The organism is Brevibacterium sp. GP-SGM9 (assembly GCF_047300845.1).
Lineage (GTDB): Bacteria > Actinomycetota > Actinomycetes > Actinomycetales > Brevibacteriaceae > Brevibacterium.
On record NZ_CP178563.1, the window covers coordinates 1,912,314 to 1,936,952 of the forward strand.

At 64.5% G+C, this 24,639-nt stretch carries 20 protein-coding genes; 10 read left to right on the forward strand and 10 right to left on the reverse strand.

Annotation, left to right across the window (positions count from 1 at the left end):
* Window positions 1–147: 147 nt before the first annotated feature.
* On the forward strand, window positions 148–924 hold the full coding sequence (locus ACH82I_RS08685; protein ID WP_413336676.1) for an amidohydrolase family protein: 777 nt from the start codon (window positions 148–150) through the stop codon (window positions 922–924).
* 128 nt (window positions 925–1,052) lie between these two features.
* Window positions 1,053–2,798 (forward strand): ABC-ATPase domain-containing protein, encoded by a 1,746-nt coding sequence (locus ACH82I_RS08690; protein ID WP_413336677.1) that lies wholly within the window; start codon window positions 1,053–1,055, stop codon window positions 2,796–2,798.
* A gap of 68 nt (window positions 2,799–2,866) precedes the next feature.
* Here ACH82I_RS08690 and ACH82I_RS08695 read toward each other — a convergent pair whose 3' ends face one another.
* Window positions 2,867–4,321, reverse strand: a complete 1,455-nt coding sequence (locus ACH82I_RS08695; RefSeq protein ID WP_413336678.1) for an MFS transporter — start codon at window positions 4,319–4,321, stop codon at window positions 2,867–2,869.
* Window positions 4,322–4,523: 202 nt separating this feature from the next.
* Here ACH82I_RS08695 and ACH82I_RS08700 point away from each other — a divergent pair, with 202 nt between their 5' ends.
* Window positions 4,524–5,549, forward strand: coding sequence for a TetR/AcrR family transcriptional regulator C-terminal domain-containing protein (locus ACH82I_RS08700; RefSeq protein WP_413336679.1), 1,026 nt, complete (start codon window positions 4,524–4,526; stop codon window positions 5,547–5,549).
* Window positions 5,550–5,583: 34 nt separating this feature from the next.
* Here ACH82I_RS08700 and ACH82I_RS08705 read toward each other — a convergent pair whose 3' ends face one another.
* The 3 genes from ACH82I_RS08705 to ACH82I_RS08715 all read right to left on the reverse strand — a co-directional run bounded on the left by ACH82I_RS08705 (window position 5,584) and on the right by ACH82I_RS08715 (window position 10,940).
* Window positions 5,584–7,908 (reverse strand): thioredoxin domain-containing protein, encoded by a 2,325-nt coding sequence (locus tag ACH82I_RS08705; protein WP_413336680.1) that lies wholly within the window; start codon window positions 7,906–7,908, stop codon window positions 5,584–5,586.
* Window positions 7,909–8,197: 289 nt separating this feature from the next.
* The gene (locus ACH82I_RS08710) at window positions 8,198–9,799 is read right to left on the reverse strand and encodes a hypothetical protein (RefSeq protein WP_413336681.1); all 1,602 of its coding nucleotides are present in this window, start codon (window positions 9,797–9,799) and stop codon (window positions 8,198–8,200) included.
* Between the two features lie 325 nt (window positions 9,800–10,124).
* The gene (locus tag ACH82I_RS08715) at window positions 10,125–10,940 is read right to left on the reverse strand and encodes a glycerophosphodiester phosphodiesterase (protein WP_413336682.1); all 816 of its coding nucleotides are present in this window, start codon (window positions 10,938–10,940) and stop codon (window positions 10,125–10,127) included.
* 281 nt (window positions 10,941–11,221) lie between these two features.
* On the opposite strand from ACH82I_RS08715, the gene ACH82I_RS08720 reads away from it, so the two are divergent.
* The 7 genes from ACH82I_RS08720 (at window position 11,222) to ACH82I_RS08750 (ending at window position 18,567) form a co-directional block, all read left to right on the forward strand.
* Complete coding sequence (locus tag ACH82I_RS08720; RefSeq protein WP_413336683.1) at window positions 11,222–12,715, forward strand: alanine/glycine:cation symporter family protein; 1,494 nt, start codon at window positions 11,222–11,224, stop codon at window positions 12,713–12,715.
* A gap of 151 nt (window positions 12,716–12,866) precedes the next feature.
* The gene (locus ACH82I_RS08725) at window positions 12,867–13,031 is read left to right on the forward strand and encodes a hypothetical protein (RefSeq protein ID WP_230748341.1); all 165 of its coding nucleotides are present in this window, start codon (window positions 12,867–12,869) and stop codon (window positions 13,029–13,031) included.
* 132 nt (window positions 13,032–13,163) lie between these two features.
* Window positions 13,164–14,195, forward strand: a complete 1,032-nt coding sequence (locus ACH82I_RS08730) for an Lrp/AsnC family transcriptional regulator (RefSeq protein WP_413336684.1) — start codon at window positions 13,164–13,166, stop codon at window positions 14,193–14,195.
* 170 nt (window positions 14,196–14,365) lie between these two features.
* The gene (locus ACH82I_RS08735) at window positions 14,366–15,232 is read left to right on the forward strand and encodes a polysaccharide deacetylase family protein (RefSeq protein ID WP_230748331.1); all 867 of its coding nucleotides are present in this window, start codon (window positions 14,366–14,368) and stop codon (window positions 15,230–15,232) included.
* Between the two features lie 146 nt (window positions 15,233–15,378).
* Window positions 15,379–16,692 (forward strand): MFS transporter, encoded by a 1,314-nt coding sequence (locus ACH82I_RS08740; RefSeq protein ID WP_413336685.1) that lies wholly within the window; start codon window positions 15,379–15,381, stop codon window positions 16,690–16,692.
* Window positions 16,689–17,537, forward strand: coding sequence for an SDR family NAD(P)-dependent oxidoreductase (locus ACH82I_RS08745; RefSeq protein ID WP_413336686.1), 849 nt, complete (start codon window positions 16,689–16,691; stop codon window positions 17,535–17,537). The genes ACH82I_RS08740 and ACH82I_RS08745 overlap by 4 nt, the downstream gene beginning before the upstream one ends.
* A 10-nt stretch (window positions 17,538–17,547) precedes the next feature.
* Complete coding sequence (locus ACH82I_RS08750; RefSeq protein ID WP_230748325.1) at window positions 17,548–18,567, forward strand: ketopantoate reductase family protein; 1,020 nt, start codon at window positions 17,548–17,550, stop codon at window positions 18,565–18,567.
* A 51-nt stretch (window positions 18,568–18,618) separates the two neighbouring features.
* Here the strand turns inward: ACH82I_RS08750 and ACH82I_RS08755 are convergent, their stop codons facing one another.
* The 6 genes from ACH82I_RS08755 to gcvH all read right to left on the reverse strand — a co-directional run bounded on the left by ACH82I_RS08755 (window position 18,619) and on the right by gcvH (window position 24,567).
* Window positions 18,619–19,317, reverse strand: a complete 699-nt coding sequence (locus ACH82I_RS08755; RefSeq protein WP_413336687.1) for a hypothetical protein — start codon at window positions 19,315–19,317, stop codon at window positions 18,619–18,621.
* A gap of 247 nt (window positions 19,318–19,564) precedes the next feature.
* On the reverse strand, window positions 19,565–19,972 hold the full coding sequence (locus ACH82I_RS08760) for an ectoine synthase (protein WP_413336688.1): 408 nt from the start codon (window positions 19,970–19,972) through the stop codon (window positions 19,565–19,567).
* Between the two features lie 54 nt (window positions 19,973–20,026).
* Window positions 20,027–21,319, reverse strand: coding sequence for a diaminobutyrate--2-oxoglutarate transaminase (ectB, locus tag ACH82I_RS08765; protein WP_230748320.1), 1,293 nt, complete (start codon window positions 21,317–21,319; stop codon window positions 20,027–20,029).
* Window positions 21,320–21,586: 267 nt separating this feature from the next.
* Window positions 21,587–22,081, reverse strand: a complete 495-nt coding sequence (gene ectA / locus ACH82I_RS08770; protein WP_330166667.1) for a diaminobutyrate acetyltransferase — start codon at window positions 22,079–22,081, stop codon at window positions 21,587–21,589.
* A gap of 447 nt (window positions 22,082–22,528) precedes the next feature.
* The gene (locus ACH82I_RS08775) at window positions 22,529–24,010 is read right to left on the reverse strand and encodes an L-serine ammonia-lyase (protein WP_413336689.1); all 1,482 of its coding nucleotides are present in this window, start codon (window positions 24,008–24,010) and stop codon (window positions 22,529–22,531) included.
* A gap of 158 nt (window positions 24,011–24,168) precedes the next feature.
* A complete protein-coding gene (gcvH, locus tag ACH82I_RS08780) occupies window positions 24,169–24,567 on the reverse strand; it encodes a glycine cleavage system protein GcvH (RefSeq protein ID WP_230748314.1) in 399 nt (132 codons plus the stop codon).
* Window positions 24,568–24,639 lie beyond the last annotated feature (72 nt).

Sequence of the window (24,639 nt, forward strand, 5' to 3'; positions counted from 1 at the left end):
GTGATCGGCTCCGGCGTTCGACACGCGGCCGAGCTTCCCACCAGCCGTCAGGACGCGCACCTCCAGCTCCGCTCTGCTGGATTCCGCCTCGGCGACCGCGTCTTGCCGGAGCGGAGCCCGGCCTCGGCGGCGCAGTAGGGTGAAGGCATGAGTGACCTCCTGCGCGCCTTCGATGCGCACCTGCACATCGTCGACCCCAACCACCCGCTCATCGAGAACAACGGCTTCATGCCGGACCCATTCACCGTCGTCGACTATCGCTCCCGTATCTCGAGCATCGAGGACCACGGCTTCGACATTGCCGGTGGCGCGGTCGTCTCCGGATCGTTCCAGGGATTCGACCAGGGGTACATCGTCGAGGCGCTTCAGGCGCTGGGCCCCAACTACGTCGGAGTCACCCAGCTGCCGCCCGGCACCAGCGATGGTGTGATCAGGTCGCTCGATGACGCCGGCATCAAGGCGCTGCGATTCAACGTCGCCCGCGGCGGTTCGGCGACACTTGACGAGCTCGAGGACTTCGCCCAGCGCGTCTATGAGCTCGTGGGATGGCACTCGGAGCTCTATATCGACGCCCGCACCATCGACGAGGATCTCGCCGCTCGCATCGCCGGACTCCCGGCCGTGAGCATCGATCATCTGGGCATGCACAGCGAGGGTCTGCCGACGCTGCTCCGGCTTGTCGAGCGCGGAGTGAAGGTCAAGGCCACCGGCTTCGGGCGCGTCGACCTCGACCCCGCCGAGGTGGTCCGTCGTATTGTCGACACCGACCCGAGCGCCCTGATGGTTGGCACAGATCTGCCGTCGACGCGGGCAGCCCGGCCATTCGCCGATGCCGACTTCGACCTCATCCGCGAGACCCTCACTCCGGAGGAGGCGAGCGCCGTGTTCTGGGACAACGCCGTGGCATTCTATCTCCGAAGCTGACCGGTCGACCTCGGTTGTTCGGTCTGCCTCGGCCGATCGGTCGACTTCGGCCGCCCAGTCCACCTCGGCTGATCGGCCCGCCTCGGTTGATCGGCTCGTGTTGCACTCGATCCCGTAGCATTTCTGGGATGAACTCCCCACGCACGAATCTTGCCGCCACCCTGCGCGATCTCGACGGCCGCAGCTACGGGAACTTTAAACAGATCCGCGGTCGCTACCAGTTCGGTCCGGTCCAGCTGTTCATCGACCGGGTGCAGGTCGACCCTTTCGCCTCGCCCTCGAAGGTGCGGGTCAGAGTCGACAGGGCAGATGCGGGCTTTCCCGCCGATCTCACCACAGACAGGCAGGACCGGGTCGCGGCCGCCGACTACCTGCTTCGAGCCGGCAATGCCGTACTGTCGAAGCTCGACCAGCGCGCGATCATCCTCGGCCACCCGGGACAGGAAGTGCTCGAGCGCAGCAACATCCTCATCGACGACAGCGGCTTCGAAGCCAGACTCCTCGTCAACCTCCCGGCCCGGGGACGCCGCATCCTCGGCCATCAGGCCGCCGACGTCCTCACCCGGGATCTTCCCGGACTCGCCCGCCGAATCTTCCTCTTCGAGGAGTGGGCCGATGCCGACCCCTCGGCACAGGGCCTGCACGACCATGTTCAGCTCCACCGCGATCAGCTGGAGCTGCGGAACCACCTCGGCGAGGCCGATCTGGTCGGCTTCGTCGGCAACGGTGCGATCCTGCCCCGCCGATCCGGGGATTCGGACCGCCCGATGCCGGCGGCCGAGGCCGTCGCATTCGCCAGCCCGCCCGAGCTCGCACACACGGTGACCCTGAGCAGCGGCCGTCGGCTCACGGGCATGGCGATCCCGCGCGGGGTCACGGTGATCGTGGGCGGCGGGTATCACGGCAAGTCGACGATTCTGCGCGCCCTCGAACGCGGCGTGTACCCGCACATCGCCGGCGACGGGCGCGAATGGGTCATCACCGATCCAAGCGCCACCTCCATTCGGGCCGAGGACGGTCGTGCCGTCACCGGAGACGACATCTCACCGTTCATCAACAATCTGCCATCCGGCACTGACACGAGATCCTTCACCACCACGAATGCCAGCGGTTCGACGTCCCAGGCGGCCAACCTCGTCGAGGCCGTCGAAGCCGGTGCGCGGAGCCTGCTCATCGATGAGGACACCTCGGCGACGAATTTCATGATCCGCGATCAGCGGATGCGGGCCCTCATTCCCGCGGATCGGGAACCGATCACCCCGTTCGTCGACCGCATCCGCCCCCTGCTCACCGGCCGGGGCGTGTCCACGGTGCTCGTTGCCGGCGGTTCGAGCGCATTCTTCGAAGTCGCCGATCACGTCATCGCCCTCGACGCCTACGTGCCCCGGGATGTCACCGCGCAGGCCCGCGATTTGGTGGGAGTTCCTGAGGTGACGTCGGCCGGTGACTCCGCCGCGACACAGCCCGCCGACCCCACCGGCCCCGCCGGGCCCGCCGGGCCCGCGCTCACACCCGGGCCCCGCACCCCGACCGCGAAGGCGCTGCGGCCGGCATCGAAGACGAAGTCCGCGCGGGCCAAAGGCATCGACCGGATCCAGTTCGGCAAGAGCTTCATCGACCTCGTCGCGGTCTCGCAGCTCGTCGATGCCCAACAGACCTCCGGAGTCGCCGAGGCCCTGGAGTACCTGGCCGAGATCTTCGACGGCCGCACCTCGGTGGCTGAGGCTGTCGACGAGATTGAGGGCATGCTCGACACTCAGGGAATCGATGGGCTCACGGGGCATCGGGATCACCCCGGCCACCTCACGCGGCCCCGACCCCAGGAGATTGCGGCCGCGCTCAACCGGTATCGGGAGCTGCGCCTCGTCGAGTGAATCGCAGCGGCCATGCGGTCCCGGCAGGTCAGCTCCGACGCGGGCGCAGGTCCGCGGCCGGGTGAATCTCAGTGCTCTTCGGTCTCCTTCGAATCGGTGAGCGTGCGGATGCCGAAGATCGACATCACGAGCACGATGCCGGCGAGGATGGTGAACGAGATCTGCTGGGAGTGGACGAACCCGGCGACCATGGCCGAATCCCAGGCCCCCTGCGGAAGCGTGCTGCCGAGCACCGTCGCCATGATCGTGCCGACGATCGCCACGCCCACGGCGTTGCCGAGCTCCTGAGCGGTGTCGTTGAGCGCCGAGCCGATCGAAGTATGCGATTCGGGCAGCGCACCGAGGAGGGCGACGGCTCCCGTGGTCATGATCGTGCGCATGCCCATCGTCATCACGAGCATGCCGATGGCACACCAGATGAATCCGTGGGAGAGGGCGAAGATCCAGATCACGAGGCTGATGAGCACGAGCGCCACGCCCCCGATCGAGGTCTTGCGGTGTCCGAAGTGGGCGACGGCCCGGTCGACGAAGGGCCCGGCGACGAGCATTCCGGCGACGAACGGAAGGTTCGCCAGGCCGGCCTGCAGGGCCGACCAGCCCCATGCGAACTGGTAGAGCTGGGTGGAGACGAACATGACGCCGACCATGGCGATCATCGTCGCCGTCTGCAGGATCGCCGATCCGCTGACGGTGGGCAGGGCGAGCAGCTTGAGGTCGAGCATCGGGTCCGTCGCAGTCTTCTCCCGCCAGATGAACCCGACGAGTGAGAGGATGCCGGCGGCGAAGACGGCGATGGTCAGAGGGGCGGTCCATCCGTTCTCGACTCCGGCGGTGAAGCCGTAGAGGAGAAACCCGAGCGAGGCGACCGAGAGCGCGGCGCCGACGACGTCGGTGCCGCCGCTTCTGCGGTCGGCGGGATCGTCCTTGGCGACTCCGAAGCGCACACCGATCCAGGCGATGGCGGCCACGGGTGCGTTGATGACGAGCAGCGCCTGCCAGGGCCAGCTGGCGATGGCGAGTCCGGCCAGGGTCGGGCCGACGGCGAAGCCGATCATGGACACGACCATGATGATGCCGATCGCCTTCGTCCGCAGGTCATCGCGGTCGAAGAGGCGGAAGATCAGGGACATCGTCAGCGGTGCGATGAACGCAGCGAAGGCCCCGGAGAGCGCCCGCACCGCGATGAGCTGCACGGGAGTGGTGACGAGGAGGACGGCCAGGCCGGCCAGTCCGAAGAGGGCGAGGCCGACGAGGAGGGTCCGCCTGCGGCCGAGTTTGTCGCCCATCGTGCCGCCGACCATGAGCAGTCCGCCGAAGGTCAGGGAGTAGGCGCCGACGATCCATTGGAGGTCCGTCGGCGAGGCGCCGAGGTCTCTGCCGATCGTGGGCAGGGCGATGTTGAGGATGGAGTTATCGACCATCTCGACGAGCATGGTCAGGCACAGGGCGAGGAGTGCGGGCCAGGCCGCGCGGAGACTCTGCGGTTTGCGCACCGCAGTCGTGGTGGATGCTGGGGAGGACATGGGGAGCCTTTCGTGTGGCGGGAGGGGCCGGTATCCGGTCCCGAGGAGGTGAGCTTCGGAAGAGATGAGTGTCTGGAAGAGCTGAGTTTCGGAAGACATGATCGAACCCCGTTCGCTTATGGAACGTTGTTCGATCTGTCGAACTCTGTTCGAGAATAGAACGCTGTTTGATCGATTGCAAGCGGGTCGGTAGATTCGAGGCATGGCATCCGACACACCCCGTCGTGCACGCGGCGAATCAACCCCGGGCTCGCGCGGCCGGCGCACTCCCCGCTCAGCTCGCAATCCGCGAGCCGGAAGCAATCCGCGTGACGGAAGCGACCCGCGTGATGGCCGCGACCCACGCGCCGGACGGGATCCCCGTGACGGGCGCGATCCGCGCTCGGGCGCCTTCGACCCGCGAGCCGCTCGCGCCGAACGGATCGAACGGTCGGAACAGATGCGTCGTTCGCGTCGCCAGGATCCCCGTCGCCGAGGCGGTCGCGGGCAGTCGCGCACCCGCGCATCGCTGTCGCTCGACCAGATCATCGAGGCCGCGATCGCCACCCTCGATGCCGTGGGCGCAGAGAAGGTGACGCTGCGAGGGTTGGCCGCGCAGCTCGACAGCGGTGTCGCGAGCCTCTACTGGTATGCCTCGGGCAAGGACGAGCTGATGGCGATCGTCGCCGACGAGCTGCTCGGTCGCGCCCTCGACGACGCCGGTGCGCTCATCGCCGACGGGCTGGCCACCCCGCCGATGTTCGCCGCCTATCCCGAGATGGTCCCGGCGGAGGCTACGAGCACCGCCACCGCCGAGGCGCTGCGGGACGTCCGCCGCCTCGTCCTCTGTCTGTTCGTCCAGATGATCGAGCACCGCTGGCTGGCGGGGCAGCTGATCAAGGCCGGCCCCGACGAACACAATTCACTCAGCTACTGGGAACGGATCGGCCAGGCCCTGCAGAGGACGGAACTCGACCTGACCAGCCAGTTCCACGCCTCGCTGGCTGTGGTCAACTACGCGTCCGGAATGGGTGCGGAGGTTTCGCAGAGCGCGATCGATCGCGAGTCGATGGAGGACACCGAGGCCGAGTTCGCCGAGCAGATCGACCGGTGGGCGAGCTTCGACGAAGAGGAGTTCCCCTTCGTCCACTCGGTGCTCGGCGAGTTCGCGAAATTCGATGAGAAGTCCGAGTTCATCGTCGGCCTCGACCTCGTCCTCTCCGGAATCGAGCGCCTGAGCTGGGGTTGAGACCAGACAGCATCGCCTGAGCCTGCCCCTCGATTCAGCCGTCCAGCAGCGACCGCAGCTCATCTGCCGTCGTCACCGGCAGTGAGCATGCGGTTCCGCGGCAGACGATCGCCGCTCCTGCGGGAACTTCGACGTCGCGACCGTTCTCATCGGGCACTCCGGTGGAGGCGGTGATGAGGGTGACGGCAGGATGGCGGGCCGCCAACACCCGCAGATCGGCGTCTCGGCTGGCCACGCGCACGGGGGCGAGCGCCCGCTCCGCCTGCCACAGGCCATGACCGCAGCCGCGCGGAGCTCTGGCCGCGAGTGCCCGATAGACGCCGAGGAGGCGCTCGCGCAGATCGAGCAGCCGACCGGTGGTGAGGCTGCCGGTCGAATCCGGGTCTGCCTCGGCCATCGGCGAAGCCGCCTGACCGCTCGACTCGACTCCCACCTCGGCGAGGAGCAGTGCGACCTCCGCGGCCGCCGACCGGCCCGAGGGGACGGTGTTGTCGACCGGGTCGGACGATCGGATCGTGAGGATCTCGTCGCTGAGTGAGTCGAACACCTCGAGGGTCTCGCCCTCGGCGGTGAACTCCGCGAACATCCGCTCGCTCAGTGACGCCAGCTCGTCCAACGAGGCGGTCCCGACCCCCGAAGTGCCTTCGGCGGACGCAGGCTCACCACCGTCACCCAACTGTCGAATGGTGAGTCCGGCAGTGACGAATTGCGCCCAGTCGGCCAGTCCCGCCGCGCCCGGCCCGGGCACCTCTCCAGTGAAGCTGCGCCGCACTTCCAGTGCCGCCCCGGACTCCCCCGCACCGAAGCTGCGATGCATGGCTTCCCAGGCCTCGGCCGCGGCACGACCCCACCGGTCCGAGTCGGGGAGCATCGGCTCCGCAGGGCTACCCACACCTCTGTCATCCGCACCCACAGCGTCAGCCCCGGAGTACAGGGCCGCCTCGGCGAGGGCAGTGATCGCCAAGGAATTCCACTCGGTGATCGCCTTCTCGTCTCTGGCCGGGCGATCGCGCCGGTCGAAGATCTCCCGCAGGCCTGCCCGCTGTCGAGCCGTCTCTGCGGTCGCCCACGGCGCCGGGTGATCGGCATCGAAGGGCACGTCGTCCATGCCCAGCCAGTCGATGATCCGGATCGCCGCAACCACCTGGCCGGACAGGTCCGCCCCGGCCGGGGAGTCGACGAGCTGCAGCAGGCCGGCCTCGCCCACCTCGGCGAAGTCCTCAGGAGTCAGCACATACGCCGCACCCTCCTCGAGCGTCCCGGCGCTGTTGAGCGAATCCGCGTCGAGCGCGGCGACGAACCGCTGCCCCTCACGCATATCCTCGAGCAGGAAGTCTGCCGTATCGGCGATCTCACGCTCGGCCAGGGCCAGCCATTTCGATGCCGGGTTGAGCGCGCGCTCGACCTTCGCCCAGGTCACGGCGGCGCGCAGGTACAGCGCATTGTCATAGAGCATCTTCTCGAAATGCGGCACGAACCACTGCCGGTCGACGCTGTAGCGGGCGATCCCGCCGCGCACCTGATCGCGCATGCCTCCGCTGGCGATGCGCGCGAAGGTGCCGCGCACGGCGATGAGGCAGTCGAGGACCAGTTCGCCCTCGAGATGCCCGTCCGCGCCGAGGCGGTCCAGCCGCCCCGATTCCCGCGCAGACTCCTTCGCCGAGGTGGTCCCACCCAAGCGCACGAATGCCGCCAACAGCTGCATGAGGTTCATCATCGGCGGGAACTTCGGAGCGGTTCCGAAGCCTCCCCAGGCGGGGTCATAGGAGTCGAGCAGGGCCTCGGCGGCGGCATCGAGTTCGTCGGCGCTGAGCGATTCGGCGGTCGCCTCGGCGGGGAGGGCATCGGTGACGGCCGTGGCCATTTCGGCCAGGCCGCGGTCCATCCGCTGGGTCATCTCGGCCACCTCGGCGCGTTTGTCCGTCCAGGTCTGGGACACGGCCGAGAGCACCTGGGTGAACGCGGGCAGATTGCCGCGCGGTGCCGGCGGGAAGTATGTTCCGGCGTAGAAGGGGCTGCCCTCGGGGGTGGCGAAGATCGTCATCGGCCAGCCGCCCTGCCCGCGCATCGCCTGAAGGGCGTTCATATAGTAGGCGTCGATGTCGGGCAGCTCCTCGCGGTCGATTTTGATCGCGACGAAATGCTCGTTGATCAGGGCCGCGATCGCCTCATCCTCGAAGGATTCGTGGGCCATGACGTGGCACCAGTGGCAGGTGGAGTAGCCGATCGAGATGAGGACGGGGACGTCACGGTCGGCCGCCTCGGCGAGGGCCTGCTTCGACCACATCCGCCAGTTCACGGGATTGTCGGCGTGCGCGCGGAGGTACGGGCTGGTCGAAGACGCGAGTTCGTTGGCCATGGACCCAGCGTCTCACTTCAGGGCCGCGCACGCGAGGTGTGTCTGTGGGGACTGAGGCGAGGTACGTTCGCGGGCGCTGGCCGGGCACTGCTTCCCCGGCGCGACCGTGGACGAGGGGGCAAATCAACTCAGATGCTGCCGCACCACTGGCCACATCAACGGCCTGGCTGACGAAGCCACGACGCCGATATCAGAGGACCCCACGCTCCGGATGCATGCCAGTGACGAAAATGAGTGCGGCGACCGCAGGGGCACGGTCACCGCACTCATCGGCGAAGTCTTCGATCTGTCAGCCGCGACGTCGGCGGACGGCCACGACCAGTACAAGACCGGTGGCGACGAGAAGCGCACCGAGACCGACACTGTATTGCAGGCCCGTGCTGCCGGTCACCGGCAGACGAGCGCCATCTGCTGAACTCGACGAGGAATCAGATCCCGAGGTTCCCCCTGCGTGTGCGCCTGTGCCCTCTGCCGCATCTGCGGACTTTCCGCCGTCGTCGGTACCCGCAGCATCGGCCGGATCGGGAGTGGAATCCGCCGCCGAATCACTGTCTACGTCGTCCCCGCCCATGCTGTCGGCTTCGGAACCGGTTCCGGCAGAAGAGTCATCGCTGTCTGCAACGGAATCGGCTTCGGCGGCGACGTCTACTGCGGAGTCTGCGCTCGGATCGCTAGCGTCGTCGGAGGTGGCCTCCTGATCGGAAGTGGTGTCGGGATCAGACGTGGTGTCCGCGTCCGGGTCAGTAGCGGTGGCCGCATCGGGATCGGAGTTAGCATCCTCATCAGACGCCGCATCCGGATCAGTACCCGCATCCTCATCAGACGCCGCATCCGAGTCGGCCGCGGTATCCGCGTCAGGATCGGAGCCAGCATCCTCATCGGACGCCGCGTCCAGGTCTTCGTCCGAGTCATCGCGGACGACGAAGTCTGCGACACCGTCCTCCTCGCTCAGGTCGATGGCCTGGGAATCGTCACCGACGACGGTCTTCCCGTCAGAGACAGTGAATGACACGACGTAACCATCGGTGGCAAACCATTCGGGGAAAGCGTAACTGCCGTCGGCCTCACTCGTCGTCGTCGCGAGGACCGCACCATCAGCGTCGGTCAACGTCACCTCTACGCCGCCGAGCGGCCCATCGACTTCGTCGATGACGGACCCGGTGATGTCGCGCGCCTGAGAGACAAACCATGTCTGATAAACAGGAAAACCCGACCGCCGAGTGAATTCGAAGGTCAACGAGGACAACGGCACATTCGGCTCGAACCAGGCAGCAGCACCGGACGTATCCTCTGCCTGATCGTTGCCTGTCAGAGTCAGCGTGGTCTCATCCCACCGCGGCACGTCCTCGGCAGATCCGGAGCATGAGGGTTTCCCAGCTACGCCTTCGGCGCAGTAGTTGAAACCATCCTTGAATCCGAGGTCCTCGGAGGTCGCCGGATGCCCTTCTGCGGTCGTCGCCGAGATGCTGACCTGATCGGCATCGATATCGCCGAGCACGAAAGACCAGCCCGATTTCGGTGTCGGCGAATCGAAAGCGTAGGTAGTCGTCGACGGACTGCTGGCGCTGTCCGCGTACGGACGCAAGTTGAGGTACGGCTGATTGCGACTAGACCCGTATTTCGCACCGACGGGCGTACCTTCGGACAGCCAAGTCGACGATCCGCTGATGAATCCGACGCTTCCGGCTCGGGAATCCGAGGTGACGTCCGCGGACAGTTCGGGCTGTCCGGCCAGCGTCATGCTTGCGGTGTAGTCGCGGCTCTCTCCTTCCAAATCCGTCCAGCCGGCCCAGGTGGAAGTCGTCGCTGAGCTCGCGGGCGAAACGGACATCATCACCAGCGCGCTGACCGAGAGTCCCGCCGCAGCTTTCCGCAATCCTCGTTTTTTCATTGTTTCCTTATGAACTCTTGCAATTGCGGCAAGTAGAAGCGCTCGAAAGAAATCTGTGGGTCAACCTCGAGCTTAATCAACATTCGCCGGGCGCGTCAACACAGAAGTTGTTACCGCGAATTTCGCTTCACTGCCGGGCCAAGCAAAGGGAAAGCACGTCGTCTTACCAGCTAAATCGTATCCATAGGGTCGCCAACACGTTCATCCCCATTCGCCCGAGGGACTCAGCCTTGCGAACACTCTGCTCGCCGTCAGATACGGGGAATCATCCCATTCGAATTCTCGCCCCCACGCTCATTGAGCAATGATTAGACCATCACCCCCGTCAGAGGATGTCGATGAGTGCAATCAGGCGATCGGGCACATTCGTGATGATGCCGTCGGCACCGGCATCGATGGCCTTCTCCATGTCTTCGTCGGAGTCGATCGTCCAGACGAGGCTCGACATCCCGAGCTGGTGGACGAAGCCGAGGTATTCGATGTCCGCTGCCAGGTACTCGGGGTTGACCTGGTCGACCCAATCGGCGAAGCCATAGAGCTCATCGGGGCAGGGACGGCCGAGCACTCCGACCGGGATCTCCGGGAGCAGCTCGTGGAATTCGCGCACGAAGCCCCAGTCGGCGGACTGGACGACGAGCATGCCCGCGGCCAATGCCCGGTCGAGGTAGAGAGGATCGGCCTGCAGAGACCGGGCGAGCACCTCGGCGATTCCGGGATACCGGGACGGATGCTTGACCTCGAGGAGCAGGCCGGTGCGGGTGGTGTGGACCAAGTCGAGGACCTCGCCGAGGCGGGGCACCCGCACTCCTGCAAACTGCTCGCCTTTCCAGCTGCCGGCGTCGAGTGTGGCGATCTGGGCGGCATTCATCCCGCCGACGCTGAGATCGGTGCGGTCGGGGTAGAGGGTGCGGGCGTCGGTGGTGCGCTCGAGCGTGGCGTCGTGGATGACGACGAGTTCGCCGTCGCGGCTCAGGTGCACGTCGATCTCGATCATGTCGGCACCCTGATCGATACCGGCAGAGAACGCCGGGATCGTGTTCTCCGGCCATTGCTCGGACGCGCCTCGGTGCGCAATGACGAGCGGCGGAACACAGGTGCGAGCGCCGAGGGAGGCGGTCTGGGGGTTGAGGGTGATGGGCATGATGGGGACTCCTACGGGTGGCCGATCAGTAGCGGTGCGAGCGACCGATGATGCACTACATTGCCGATGAGGCTATCCGTCCAGGGCAATGGGCGGATGATGTGCGAGTGGACGGGACGTGAATCCTGGCGGTGGCCCCGCTCAACGGTTCCGCACGTCTCCCTGAGGGCCGCCGACGCACGCCCTGATCGGAGATGGCAGACTGGAGGGAAACACGGACGGAGTCTTCGCCTTTTCGCCTTCCGTCCCCGCAGCTCGATTGCCGAAGGAGACGCAGTTCAATGGAGATGCTCCAAGGTGCGCTCGACAATTTCAGCACCGTCTCGTCATATGTCCTCGTGGCTGTTCTCATCCCCACGGGCCTGTACTTCACCATCCGCACCGGCGTCGTACAGGTGCGGCTGATCCCTGAGATGTTCCGCACCCTGACGGAGCCCGGCGGACGGGACACCGAAGGCAACCGGAACATCTCGCCGTTCCGCGCCTTCTCGATCTCCGCGGCCTCACGCGTGGGTACGGCGAACATCGCCGGAGTCGCCCTGGCGATCTCGCTCGGCGGCCCCGGCGCGATGTTCTGGATGTGGCTGACGGCAATCGTCGGCGGAGCCACCGCATTCGCCGAGTCCGCTCTCGGGCAGCTCTACAAGCTCAAGGACGGCCCGAACTTCCGCGGCGGTCCCGCGTATTACATCAAGCACGGGCTGAACATGAAGTGGCTCGGTCTCGTCTTCGCCGTCATCGTCGCGATCACCTACGGCATCGTGTTCAACTCGGTGCAGTCGAATTCGATCGTCGACGCGGTCGGGGCGTCCCTGGACGTCGATTCCTCGAACGGGGCATTCGCCGCGATCGCCGGTGCGATCATCGCCGTCGCCGCCTTCGCGATCTTCGCCGGTGGTGCCAAGCGCATCTCGAACATCTCCGCCTACCTGGTGCCGTTCATGGCCGGCCTCTACCTCATCGTCGGCATCATCGTCGTGGTGATGAATATCGGCGCCGTTCCCACGATGATCGCGACGATCTTCTCCGAGGCGTTCAGTGTGCAGTCGGTCGCCGGCGGCACCATCGGTTCGGTGATGCTCCTCGGCATTCAGCGCGGCCTGTTCTCCAATGAGGCGGGTATCGGTTCGGTGCCGAATGCGGCGGCGACGGCCTCGGTCTCGCATCCGGCCAAGCAGGGGTTCGTGCAGGCGCTCGGCGTGTACTTCGACACGATCCTCGTCTGCTCGATCACCGCGTTCATCATCCTGCTTTCGAACCCTGAGTACGGCACCTCGGCAGAAGGCATCCAGCTCACGCAGACGGCGCTGAGCGGCCAGCTCGGACAGTGGGCGATCCACTTCCTGACAGTGGCGATCTTCCTCTTCGCGTTCTCGTCGATCCTCGGCAACTATTACTACGGCGAGGCGAACATCGAACACCTGACGACGAGCAAGGTCGCCCTGCGCATCTATCAGGTCATCGTCATGGCGGCAGTGTTTGTCGGTGCGATCGCCGCTCTGGACCTCGTGTGGACCGCTGCGGACATCTTCATGGCGATCATGGCGCTCATCAACCTCTTCGCCCTGCTGATGCTCTCGCCACTGGTGTTCTCACTGCTGAAGAACTACCAGAAGCAGCGCCGAGCCGGCGAGGAGCCGATCTTCCGTCGTGGAGATCTGCCGACGTTCAAGCGCATCAACACCGAGGTCGAGGCCTGGGACGGCACCGACGAGGTGACCACGGCGAAGTTCTGGCACGACCGCGGCAAAAAGGTGCGTTCCGATAGCGAGTGATGGTGCTGGAGCAATGTTCGCGTGTGCAGCGTGATCCTGACTCTCCATGATCGCGCAGATGTATCGGGCGCCCCTTCGTTGAAGGGGCGCCCGATGATCAATCACTCCCGAGCGCATTCAGTCACCACCTGACCGTAAGGAGGAGTTGCTGATGGCCGTCGACCGCACGGAGCTGGCCGATATCCTCGCCGAGGCGACGGGATGGTCGGTCTCGGCCGAGCTCGGCGTGCTTGCTTTTCCCATCTTCGAAGCCCTGGGACCGTTCGAAGGATCACGCGGATATATGAACGGTGCAGATCTGACGGTCCGCGAGTGATGATGTTCAGCACAGCGATCACGCCGGGACATGCCGCACAGCCACCGCATTTGGGTAATAATTCGCTTTGCATCTGCATATTTGAAGCAAACCGACTATTGACTTCCCTTGAATGACGAATATGATCATCATGTGAACAAGAACACACCTGTTAGCGAAGCTTTGGACCCGGTGGACCGCGCAATCGTCGATGCACTGCATCGTGACGGCCGCGCACCGTGGTCGAGGGTGGCCGAGCAGGTCGGCGTCTCGGCCGTCACCGTCCGCCGACGTTATGAGAGCCTGCACAACCGGGGCCTGATCCGCGTCATCGGTGCCACCGACGTCGTCCGACTCGGGCTTGGTACCCCGATCTACATGCGCATCTCGAATGCGCATGGTGACCTGGACGTGCTCATCCCCCGGCTGAGGGAGCGCATCGAAGTGCGCTCGTTCCACACTCTCTTGGGCTCCGTCGACATCGCCGCGGAGATGGTTCTGCCTCCCGACGTGGACTACAGCCGACTCGTTGCCGAGATCACCGAGGGGACTTCAGCATCGGCGGAAAGCCTGCTCCTTACGCATGCTTTCGCCTCTGGACAGGACTGGGCGCCTCCGTTCGAATCGCACGAGCCTACGCGACTCGCTCCGGTCAAGACCGAACCGGCACCGCATCTCGACCTCTCACAGTCCGAGGTCAAGGTGCTCGGCATGCTCATGCACGACGGGCGAACCTCACTCGGTGACCTCGCTGCATCAATCGGTAAGTCCGAGAACACCGCCGCCCGCACGATCGAACAGCTGAAAGAGCACGGGGTGCTCGACTTCCGGATCCTCGTCGAACCCGAACTGCTCGGCTTCAATACCGAGTTCCACCTCTGGCTGGTGGTCGAACCGCAGCATCTCAGGCAGACCGCACTCACACTGGCGGAGCATCCGTCCACGAAGTACCTCACCGCGACGACAGGCAACTGCAGCCTCGCCGGTCAGTTCATCCTCCGCGACCGCACCGAACTGTTCCACTACACGACTGAGGTGCTCGGTTCACTGCCCGGAATCCGCAGTGCAGAGCTCTCGATTCAGACGGCAACTTACAAACGCGTGTGGACCTCGATCATCGACGGCAGGTACGCGACGGACGGACAGCCGCTCGACCCGATCGAATACCTCCGACCACGACCCTGACCCACGGACTCTCATCGACATCGACGAGGCAGAGAAGCCACGACCCGATGTGATGTCACGACACAGAACAACCCGAACCGACAGGAGATGTCATGTCCTCACAGAATCCCTCATCGCTTTCCATCCCTGCTGAGCCATGGCAATGGCCTGAAGAGCAATGGCGCTCAGAGGTGAATCGCGTACGGGCCGGACGCAGTCTCGTTCACGACGATGTCACGCAGCGCTGGCCGGAGCAGGCTCGTTGTGCAGTCCTCATCGCATACGATTCCGACCATGAGACGCCGTACCTGCGCGATGGGCAGACCTCACCGGGTTCCCTCGCCCAAGGCGAGTACGGCAGCCGGGTCGCCGTGCCGAGGATCCTCGACATGCTCGCCAAGTATGAGGTGCCTACCAGCTTCTACGTCCCGGCTGTGTCTGCCCTCCTGCACCCCCAAGACATTGAGGGATATGTTGCAGGCGGACATGAGGTCGCTGTGCACGGGTGGATTCATGAACGCAACACCGCTTTGCCTTACGAAGCCGAACTCGACCTCATCGGTCGGGCCACTGACGTGCTCGAGCAGCTTAGCGGCGCTCGGCCGACAGGTATCCGCACTCCCTCTTGGGACTTCTCCCAATCCACGTTGAGGGTCATCAGAGAGCTCGGGTTCGCGTATGACTCCTCTCTCATGGCCGATGACGAACCCTACGAGCTCGATGCTGATGGCGAACCGACTGGGATCATCGAAATCCCAGTCGAATGGATCAGGGATGATGCGCCCTACTTCATGATGGACCGTTTCGGCGGCCTGCGCCCTCATCTCTCTCCCCGTGACGTCGAGCGCATCTGGATAGACGAATTCGACGCAGCGCACGCCGCCGGAGGAGTCTTCGAGCTGACTCTGCACCCGCACATCAGCGGGCACCGCTCCAGGATCGCCATGGTCGACCGACTCCTGAGCTACATCCGAACATTCGACGATGTCTGGCTCGGCACGCACGCTCAGCTCGCCGATCATCTGAATGCCCAAATCGCACCGCCCGCCACGAACTGATCATCACGCCTGGGCACTTCTCTCGGGGCTCCTCTGCACCCCCTGGGCCTCACTGCACCATCTCGTCACAGCGAGCGCTCTCGCTCTCTCCATCCGAATCCGGGGTCGCTGGCACCCCGTTCGCCTCATGAAGGAACGAACCGATCATGTCCACTGACGCAACTCACACGCATCCGCCCCACGACACGAAACTGTCGAAGAAGGGTCGAAAGGCACTGCTCGCCGGTGCCGTCGGGAACACAGTCGAATGGGTCGACTGGGCCATCTATACAACCTTCTCGTCCGTCTTCGCCGTTCACTTCTTCCCTGGCGACGACCCGGCAGCGGCACTGCTCGCCACACTCGCTGTCTTCGCCGTCGGTTTCATCATGCGTCCGATCGGTGCCGCGGTCCTCGGCAACTACGCCGACCGTCACGGCCGCAAGAAGGGAATGGCGCTGACCATCGGTCTGATGGCCGGTGCCTCGCTCCTCATCGCGGTCACCCCCGACTATTCGATGATCGGCATCGCGGCCCCGATCGTACTGGTGCTGGCCCGCATGCTCCAAGGCTTCTCCGCCGGTGGCGAGTTCGGAGCCTCCTCGGCCTTCATGGTCGAGGCCGCTGCACCCAAGCGCCGGGCCTTCGCCGGGTCCTGGCAACAGGTCTCGGTGGGAGCCGGGGGCCTCATCGCCGCCGGTATCGGAGCAGTCATCACCTCCGCGCTCGACTCCGACGCTCTCGATTCCTGGGGTTGGCGCCTGGCGTTCGCACTCGGCGCGCTCCTGGGACTGTTCGGACTGTGGCTGCGGACGAATGTCGCCGAGTCCGAATCGTTCGAAGCGACCAAAGCCGCTCGCAAAGGCGAACCGAAGCAGAAGCGCTCCTACCTCACGATGTTCGTCAAGCAGCCCGGCGCCGTCGCCCGGGTCTTCGGCATCACCATCGCTGGAACTCTGCTCTATTACATCTGGGTCTCGTACCTGCCGACCTATGCCCATGTCGTGACCGGCCTCCCGCTCAATCAGGCTCTGACCGCCAACTTCATCGCAATCGGGTACTTCATCTGCATGTTGCCCTTTGTCGGCATCCTGTCTGACAAGATCGGCCGCAAACCGACGATGTCCGCTTTCGCCGGCGGATTCCTCGTCCTCGCGTTCCCCCTGCTCAACTTCCTCGACAACAATTTCTGGGTCTTCCTGGCCGTTGAGATCGTCGGCATGACGCTGCTGCTCGGCTACTCCGCCAACTGTGCCGTGATCATGGCCGAGCAATTCCCTCCGGAGATCCGCGCAACCGGCATCGGACTCCCCTATGCTCTGGCAGTCGCCATTTTCGGCGGCACCGCTCCCTACATCATCACGTGGATGAACGACATCGGAATCGGTGACAAAGTGTGGATCTACTGCGCCATCGCGGCCGCGGTCGGTTTGGCCGTCTATCTCACCATGCCGGAGACCAAGGGAAAGAAGATCGCATGAGCACAGGTTTCGCTCCTCATATCCTCATCACGGGCGCCGCAAGCGGCATCGGCAGGGAGATCGCCCGTCAGTACGCCGATCGGGGCAACCAAATCACCATCGTCGATTTCGACGGCGAGGCACTTAGTGCGCTGGCCGATGACCTTCGCCGAAGCGCCTCTGACGTCAATCCGATCACGTGCGACCTGCGCGATCCCGAGGCACCGGCCTCGGTGATCGAGTCAGCCTTCTCTCACGGTGATGTCCATGTCCTCGTCAACTCCGCGGGCGTGTACCCCGCCGTTCCCCTACTCGACATCACCGCCGAGATCTGGGACGCAGTGCAGTCGATCAATGTGCGAGCGCCGCAGCTGCTGACTGTGGAATTCGCCAACCGAATCCGTCACCTCGCCGAGGAGCTGCCACTCGGGTACCCGTCTGTAGTCAACATCTCCTCGGGTGCGGCGCTGCGAGCGCGCCCCGGCGCCGCTCCCTACACGACGTCGAAGGCGGCAGTGGAGATGGTCACACGAGCCAGCGCCCTCGAATTGGGCCCCCTGGGGATCAGGGTCAACGCCGTGGCACCCGGATTCGTCGTCGTCAACAGCGAGCTCAATCGTCTCAGCGACGACTACGTGGAAAAGGTCTCGTCCAATCCGCTCGGGCGCAAGGGTCGACCCGACGACATCGCTCGTGCCGTCCTCTGGCTCGCTTCTCCCGAAGCAGAATGGATCACCGGCGAGATCCTGAGAGTCGACGGCGGTTCTGCCGCCGGGGCACTCAATCTTCCGGTTCACTGGCCCGAGACGCGCACCGAGCCCGATTCGCCAGCAGCAAACGTTCAGCACCCTCAGCATCGAAAGTGAGCACGATCGAATGACAAACACGTCTTCCCCTGAAGAATCGATCTATACAGTCGTCGGAGGAGGTGCCATCGGAGGCACACTTGCCGCGCACCTCGCTGCGGGAGGCCATCCCGTTCAGATCGTCGACACTGACACTGCCCACGTCGCGGCCATCCGCCAGCACGGGTTGAAGATCGACAGCCCTAACGGAACTCTCAAGACCCGCCTTCCAGCCTTCACTCCAGACGAAGCTCCCGACGAATTGGGGCCTGTGTTGCTCGCGGTCAAGTCGCAGGCGACCGAGGCTGCCATGGACTGGGTCGGCCCTCGGCTCCGCACCGACGGCTATGTAGCCTCGATGCAGAACGGCCTCAATGAAGCAACCATCGCCGATCACATCGGCCGCAACCGGACCGTTATCGCATTCGTCGACCTCTTCGCCGACCTCGTCGAACCGGGGGTCATCAAAGACGGCGGAATCGGCACTATCGCGGTCGGTGAATTCGCCGGCGGGACGAGCAATCGAGTATGTGATCTCGCCGAGGCACTATCACATTGGGGAACACCGATCGTCAGCGACAATGTCAGCGGCTTCCTGTGGTCCAAACTGGCGTTCGGCGCGATGCTCACGGCCAGCTCGTTCATCGACAAAGATATGTCGACGGTGATCAGCGAGAACCGTACCTCAATGCTCGAACTCGCCCGCGAGGTCTTCGCGATCTCGGATGCCCTCGAATTCCGGCTTGAAGGCTTCGACGCTTTCGCTCCCGACAAATATCGAAGGACTGCACCGGCAACCACTGTCGACGATGCATTCGACTCACTCTGTGAGTGGCTGGCAGGTCAGACGAAGACGCGCTCCGGTATCTGGAGGGACATCAACGTGCGCAGACGTCCCACCGAAGTTCCTGCCCACTACGAGCCGGTCCTACGCATCGCCGAACAGCACGGAATCTCCGTACCGCGACTGCGAACGATGGTTGACGTGATCAGAGAACTCGAACGTGAAGAAGCGGTGATGGGTGACCACCTGATGGAGCGCATCGCCTGAGGACACAGCAACACCAGTCAGCCGCGAGCATCCCCAGTGGGATGCTCGCGGTTACTTCTTCGCCGACTTCGAGGTGGCGCCGGTCGCCCAGCTGACCTGGCTGAAGGTCACACGGTAGGTCTTCTTGCTCTTCGACTTGACCTTGTACGTCGCCTTGCCCTTCTTGGCGGTGACCGTCTTGATGGTCTTCCACTTGCTGCCGGACTTGACCTGGAACTTCACCTTGGGGTTGTAGTTGACCTTGCCGTACTGCTCCGGGTTGTAGACCTTGGTCGAAGACGTCAGGGTGACGGTGTTGCCGCTGCGCTTGGTCGAGAGCGAGGCAGAAGCCTTGCCGCGGATGTAGAAGGAGCCCTTGGTGTAGTCGGTGCGGTCTACGTACTTCGAGTAGCTTGAATTGTTCGCCCAGACTTCGGACGGACCCATCGTGTATTTCCCAAGGCCCGTCCAATCAGGGCAGACCATCACGCGGTCGCGTTTTGTGTTGCCACCGTTCTGGAAGAACGCATAGTCAACCAAACCACCTTGTCGTGTGATATCGACATCCACGTACCAGTCGCTGACTCCCGACTTCTTATGGGACATGTTGATGTCGACATTGCGGCAGTTCGAGTTGCTGACGACAATGCTTTTCGCCGACAATTTCGTAACGTCGAATGAGATGCTTGCGGCCTCGGCCGAAACAGCAGGACCAACAGCCAACGCAATAGCGGCAATAGCGGAAATGAGCGCGCGTCTGATGAGTTTCAAAGTGACTCCAATGAGAATGAGTAGACAGAGGATGCCAGAGTCGGAGTCACTGGAGTGATGTCGGCAGAGTGCGTCACGATAGTTGAAGTTTCGTCAAACCGAACATTATCACAGCTGAAGTCGCATCCGGACGGATATCAGCCGGGCATACGAAAGGGCGGCCCGAGTGCCGAAACACTCGAACCGCCCTCTCAGCTGACCGCGGTCGCCGACGCAACTGTCGGCAACCTCGGCGAGGTGATGCTTCTCAGCTCACGGCAGCCTCTTCGTCTTCGACGATGAGCGGGTAGACGCCGTTCTCGTCGTGGACCTCACGGCCGGTGACCGGCGGGTTGAACACGCAGGCCATGCGCAGCTCTTCTTCAGCCACAACGGTGTGCTTCTCGTGGCCGTCGAGCATGTACATGACGCCATCGTGGAGCGGGTAGGTCTTCCCGGTCTCCTCGTCGGTCAGTGTGCCCTTACCCTGCACGCAGTACACGGCTTCGACGTGGTTCTGGTAGTGGAACGTCGAGGTGGTTCCGGCGTAGATCACGGTATCGTGGAAGGAGAATCCGACACGCTCACGGCCGAGCACCATGCGGCGGCTGCGCCAGGTCTCGGACTTGATGTCGCGCTCGGTGTCGTTGAGGTCATCGCGGTTGACTACGTACATTCGTAAGTCCTTTCGGTAGTTCTGAAGTTCGGGTGAGCCCGGGCAGAGTTCTGATCAGGCCAGCGCGGGCTCGGCGGCGGGAGCGAACTTGAGCACTCCGGCTTCCATGATGTCGAGGCCGGCCTTGAGGTCCTCGGCCGAGATCGTCAGCGGCGGCATGATCTTGATGACCTCGTCCTTGGGACCGGAGGTCTCGAGCAGCAGTCCGTTGTCGAAGGCGTACGCGGCGACCTTCTCGGCCACCTCGTCGTCTTCGAAGTGCAGACCCGCGAGCAGGCCGCGACCGCGGACGCTTGCGCCCTCGGACTTGGCCACGATCTCATCGAGGCGCTGGTGAAGGGCGGCGATCGTGTCGGCCAGTTCGTTCTGGAAGGTGTTGTCGGCCCAGAACTTCTTGATCGCGGCGGTCGCGGTGACGAACGCAGGGTTGTTTCCGCGGAAGGTGCCGTTGTGCTCGCCCGGCTCCCAGGCATCGAGCTCGGGACGGAACAGAGTCAGCGCCATCGGCAGGCCCGAGCCGGAGATCGACTTGGACACACAGACGATGTCGGGTTCGATGCCGGCCTCTTCGAAGCTGAAGAACGTGCCGGTGCGACCGCAGCCGGCCTGCACGTCGTCGACGATGAGCAGGATCTCGTGCTTCTTGCACAGCTCGGACAGCGCGCGCAGCCATTCGGCGCGAGCGGCCCGCAGACCACCCTCACCCTGCACGGTCTCGACGATGACGGCCGCAGGCTTGTCGACGCCCGAACCCGAGTCTTCGAGGACCTTCTCGAGCCACAGGAAGTCAGGGATCTCGCCGTCGAAGTAGTCGTCATAGGGAATCTTCGAGCTGTTGGTCAGCGGGATTCCTGCGCCTTCGCGCTTCATCGAGTTGCCGGTCACCGACAGCGATCCCAGGGTCATGCCGTGGAACGCGTTGGTGAACGAGAGCATGTGCTGGCGCCCGGTCACCTTGCGGGCGAGCTTGAGCGCCGCCTCGACGGTGTTCGTGCCTGTCGGTCCGGGGAACATCACGGTGTAGTCGAGTCCGCGCGGCTTGAGGATGAGGTCCTGGAAGGTCTCGAGGAACTCACGCTTGGCCGGGGTCTTCATGTCCAGCGAGTGCAGGACCGCACCGGACTGGAGGTAGTCGACGAGGGGCTTCATCACGACAGGGTTGTTGTGCCCGTAGTTGAGCGCTCCTGCGCCGGAGAAGAAGTCGAGGTAGTCCTTGCCGTCTTCGTCCCACTGATGCGCACCCTCGGCGCGGGCGAAGGTCGCCGGCCAGGAGCGCGAGTAGCCGCGCACGGCGGATTCGCGGGTTTCGAAGATGTCGGGCTTGTCGGTCTTAGTCGTGTCGGTCATCGTTTGAGTCCTTTCGACTTCTCGATTGTGCGTCGGCTTCCGACGCGGTGCGCACGTTCCCGGGTCTCGCGCTGTTTCGGACGATAGTTCCGGACTGGCCGGTGGCCGGTCCGGCCAGTGGTCGGTCCGACCGATCGGCCGGTACGCTGCGGACGCCGTGCGGCGGGCGCGGTGGTGGTGTCGCGGATGGGCTCAGCGTTGGCGGCCGAGCCCGACGACCTCACCTGCAATGCCTCCAGGTGCATCTGTCAGCACCGAGGCAGGGGTTCAGAGTGGAGCGATCTCGTACAGGTATTCGGTGTCGTGGCCGTCCGGGTAGAGGTCCGGAGTGAACAGCGGCCTGCGGTCGAAACCGGCATCGCGCTGCTCGGCGAAGGCCTGGAACAGTCGATTCGAGGCTTCGTTGTCATCGGTGATCGTCGTCTCCATGCGGAGCGCGTCGGTCCGATCGGCGAGTTCGTGGAGCATGGCCGAGGCCAGCTTCCGGCCGCGGAACTTCGAGTTCACGGCGACCTGCCAGATCATCAGGGTGTCCGGTGATTCCGGACGCGTGTAGCCGGTGACGAACCCTGCGGGTTCATCTTCGACCCAGGCGATCACCGAGGTGTCCGCGAAGTCGCGGCACCACAGCAGGTACGAATAGGAGGAGTTGAGATCGAGCACGGCCGTATCTTTCGCGAGCCGCCATAGATGTTGCCCGTCCTCCAACGTGGGAGTCCGGAGTTCGGTTTCCGTCTTCGGTTCAACGAGTGTGTTTGTCACGCCCTCAAACCTAACGACCTGAGAATGAGCGTCAACCGCAGATTCATCGATTCGGGCGACATTCGGCCGCGATTCCCGGGCGTGTCCGCACGGTCATCGACCGGGGCTTCCCCATGGCATCTCTGGGATGTGTCAGGGCGGCCGATCGCGCTCATGACGGGCCAGGGCTTCGTTATCGTTTCGTTACATTAGGGGCCTATTGGAACTTCGGTTCCACGCCGTCCACGTCTTTCGACGCCCAGATCGGCACTCAAGTCGGCTTGCCGGCACCGGTCCCGACTCCCTCGAGGCCACCCCTGCTTGCCTAGGCGGGCAAAATGGTCTGCAGCGCCGCGCTTAGGTGGGATGGATGGGCCGACTCCGGGAGAAGAAGTCGGCCCAGAACGTCCACCCAAGCCTCAGCAGCGAGGCCACGCGTGCCCCTACCCGGCACCCTACACCCACCCCTCAACACTCGACGACGTTGACGGCGAGGCCGCCCTGCGCTGTCTCCTTGTACTTCGAGGACATGTCCGCGCCAGTCTGGCGCATCGTCTCGATCACCTCGTCGAGGCTGACCCGGTGCTGCCCATCGCCCCACAGTGCCATCCGGGAGGCGTTGATCGCCTTGCCTGCCGCGATCGCATTGCGTTCGATGCAGGGCACCTGAACGAGTCCCGCGATCGGGTCGCAGGTCAGGCCGAGGTTGTGCTCCATGGCGATCTCGGCGGCGTTCTCCACCTGCTCGGGACTCCCGCCCATCACGGCGGCCAGTCCCCCGGCGGCCATCGACGAGGCGGATCCGACCTCACCCTGACAGCCCACCTCGGCGCCGGAGATCGAGGCCCGCTCCTTGTAGAGGACCCCCACCGCCGCCGAGGTGAGCAGGAAGTCCACGATGGCCGCGTGCTTGGCGGCCTCGCCCCCTTCGGTCACCGACTTCACGTAGTTGAGTGCGTAGTGGAGCACGGCGGGGATGATCCCGGCCGCCCCGTTGGTCGGGGCGGTGACGACGCGACCGCCCGAGGCGTTCTCCTCGTTGACGGCCATGGCGATGAGGTTGACCCATTCGAGATAGTAGCCGGGGTCGCGGTCCGGGTCCTCGGCCTTGAGTTTGAGGTACCAGTCGTGGGCCCGTCTGCGGACCTTGAGCCCGCCCGGCAGGAAGCCGGAGCGGTCGAGGGACGCCGAGGCGCACTCCTCCATCACGGAGTAGATGTGCAGGAGTCCGTGTCGGATCTCGTCCTCGTCGCGCATCGAGAGCTCGTTGGCCAGCATCACCTCGGAGATCGACATGCCGTTGTCGTGGCACTGCTGCAGGAGTTCGACGGCCGAGTGGAAGGGGTAGGGCAGCTCCTGACTGGCGGACTGGAGTTCGGCCTCGACGACCTCATCGGCCACGGCGAATTCGCTGTCCTTGGTCTCAGCGTCGGCGGCCTGCTCCTTCTCGAGGAATTCGGTCTCCGAGGTGACGAATCCGCCGCCCACCGAGTAGTAGGTCTCCTCGGCCAGCGTCTGCCCGGAGGCGTCGAAGGCGGCCAGGGTCATGGCGTTCGTGTGGCGGGGCAGGACGGTGAGGGGACGCTTGACCATATCGTCCTCGGTGAAGGCGAGTTCGACGAAGGCGTCGGCACCGGCACCATCGCCCACCCCATCGCCGAGGCGGATCTTTCCGGTCTCGGACATGCGGGTGCGGCGGGCGGTGAGTTCATTGGCTTCGACGAATTCCGGCCGGCAGCCCTCGAGGCCGAGCAGGATGGCGTCGAAAGTGCCGTGTCCGGCACCGGTGGCGGCGAGGGATCCGAAGACATCAACTCTGATGCTCGCAACGGATCCGAGGTTCTCGCCCAGGAGTGTGAGGAAGCTCGATGCCGCGCGCATCGGGCCGACAGTATGGGAACTCGAGGGGCCGATGCCCACGGTGAAGAGATCGAAGACGCTCAGTGGCATAGCGGTTTCCGCGATTCTGTTGATGCGACCGGCTGTTGCGGTCGACTGATGCGACCGACCGGACCGTTCCCGGGCTCAGACACACATGGAGCCTGGGCCGATCCGGCCGATCAGGGATGGTCCGATCCGGTCGATCGGAGGGAGATCTGGAGAGTGTTCTAGAGGGAGTTCGCCTCGGCGTAGCCGGCGGCGTCGAGCACCTCGCCCAGTTCGGTGACGGCGACCTCGATGAGCCAGCCGTCGCCGTAGGGGTCGGAGTTGAGCAGTCCGGGGTTCGCCGTGGCGAGTTCGTTGGTGGACACGACTTCGCCGGTCACCGGCGAGTACAGGTCGGAGACGGACTTCGTCGACTCGACCTCGCCGCAGGTCTCACCGGCGGTGACGGTGTCGCCGACGGCGGGCAGGTCGACGTAGACGACCTCGCCGAGGGCGTCGGAGGCCACGGCCGTGATGCCGATCTTGACGGTGCTGCCGACGATGTCATCGGCTCCGGCATTGATCCACTCGTGCTCGGCCGAGTAGGTGAAGTTCTCCGGGAGCGGGGGCAGTTCAGCCATGTTCTCTTCCTTCTTTCGCTGCAGTTTGCGCCGGCCACGGGCCTCGTGACGGCTTGGATCGGGTCACCGATG